Genomic DNA, 1,679 nt, shown 5'->3' with positions numbered 1-1,679 from the left:
CCGGCCAACGCTCGCCTCTTTCATTACGACACAACCAAATCTACGAAACTTTAAATGGAACCCAAACTGAGGCCTCCACGTATGGCCTCAGCGTTGGAAAAAGAATTATGGAAATGATACCAGTTAGATCATCAGCGACTCGAGCCATCGGATACAATCCATCCACAGGCCAAATGCAGATCCAATTCAAACAAGGAAAAACATACATGTTTTGTGGTGTACCACAGCACGTTTTCGATTCCTTCCTATCGGCGGGTTCCAAGGGCTCCTATTACGACAACCATATCCGAGATCGATACCAATGCTAAAAGATTAAGCCAGTGGAGACAATGGGGCCGAGTTCGACTCTCGGGCTGCATTTTGAACCCATAGCAGAACTAAAAGAAGAGATAGATGCGAATCTAGCAGTCACCATTGAACTTGAAAACTCAACCGAAAGGAAAGCTATGAAAGTAAGAACAGAATTAAAAATCAGCCGAACTCTAACCTTCACCATTAACGTGTTATTAGTGATGGTTCTCTTTGGGTTTGGTGCGGTGCAGGCGCCTCCATTGGCTTAATCCTTTGCAAACAAAATAATTCCAACCAGACGCTTCAGGCAACGAGCGCAAGCGCTCGCCGCCTGAGCTCGACGTTCGCCCAAATAATAATACAGTGACTACACTTATAGCATCACCACGGAAGCCATCGGGCTACACATGGACAATCGCATCTCGAATAAGCGACGCATTAGCTGAAGCTGAACAACGCTTCGGCAAGCGCGACCCTAATTTTTTCTACGCTGGACACGAATTCGTTAAGGGAAATCCGAGCACCTGGTATCCAGGCGATAGAGGTCATATTATCATTCAACTGGGTGAACGGTGTATTGATGATTCCGTTCAAGCGATCTACCAACTTTCTCACGAAGTCATCCATCTTCTCGCACCAACGAATGGAAAAAATGCAAATAATCTCGAAGAAGGACTCGCGACTCATTTTTCACAAGAGTACTGTTTCCGTGCTACTGGTCGCATGCTCAATGCGAGCTTACCTTGCTATCGTAAAGCAGGTGAACTCGTTCAGCGAATACTGAACGATAACCCGAACTGCATAAAATCGATGAGGCACGAAGAGAAAGAATTTTCAAAAATAACTGAAGAGATCTTCTCTAGACACTGCTCATGTATATCCGAAGAAGAAAAGAGGTTTCTACTAGGAGAGTTTTCTCGATCCGAGCTATCCTCGAGGGCTGCATTCGATCAATCACAATATAATGGCGAACAAGGCGCTTGTCACAACGCGGGCAAGCCCGCGTCGTGACAGCTTAGCGTTCTAAGAAAAAAATGATCAGGTTGATGGATACAGAAGCAGGGGTTTCCGAATCGAAGGAAGCAGCATCCTCAGCCAGTGCGGCCACGACATTCCTAACGAACACGACAGACAAATTTCTACCGAGCGGAGCGACATGACCACAAGAGCCCAATAATTCTGACGAACCGAAGGAACGAGACAAACATTTGACTTCGACATTTCAAGCTTCCCGGAGACGCAATTCAACCTGTTACCCTAAGATGACGAGCAAGGCCCGAAGCCAGTTTAAAGATTCGATTCGAGTGTATGGAATCACTGGAGACACGTTCCCTGATATTTTAGAACAAGTCGGCCCATACAATTCCGGCAAACGCCCGCCTCTTTCA

Annotated in this window: 3 protein-coding genes; all 3 read left to right on the top strand. The window is 46.3% G+C overall.

Annotated elements, in window-relative coordinates:
- Positions 1–107 precede the first annotated feature (107 nt).
- The 3 genes from QEH53_RS24290 to QEH53_RS23650 all read left to right on the top strand — a co-directional run bounded on the left by QEH53_RS24290 (position 108) and on the right by QEH53_RS23650 (position 1,302).
- Entirely contained in the window at positions 108–308 is a 201-nt protein-coding gene (locus QEH53_RS24290; protein WP_345785751.1) for a KTSC domain-containing protein, read from the top strand.
- A gap of 12 nt (positions 309–320) precedes the next feature.
- Positions 321–560: a hypothetical protein gene (locus QEH53_RS23655; protein ID WP_309025706.1), complete on the top strand. Its 240-nt coding sequence runs from the start codon at positions 321–323 to the stop codon at positions 558–560.
- Between the two features lie 94 nt (positions 561–654).
- Positions 655–1,302 carry a hypothetical protein gene (locus QEH53_RS23650; protein WP_309025705.1) on the top strand — a complete coding sequence of 216 codons (648 nt, stop codon included), beginning with the start codon at positions 655–657 and terminating at the stop codon, positions 1,300–1,302.
- The last annotated feature ends 377 nt before the right edge of the window (positions 1,303–1,679 follow it).

It is taken from the genome of Pelagicoccus sp. SDUM812002, from assembly GCF_031127835.1.
GTDB lineage: Bacteria > Verrucomicrobiota > Verrucomicrobiia > Opitutales > Opitutaceae > Pelagicoccus.
The sequence above is the reverse complement of the archived record's forward strand: the minus strand, read 5'-3'. Positions and strand labels throughout refer to the sequence as shown.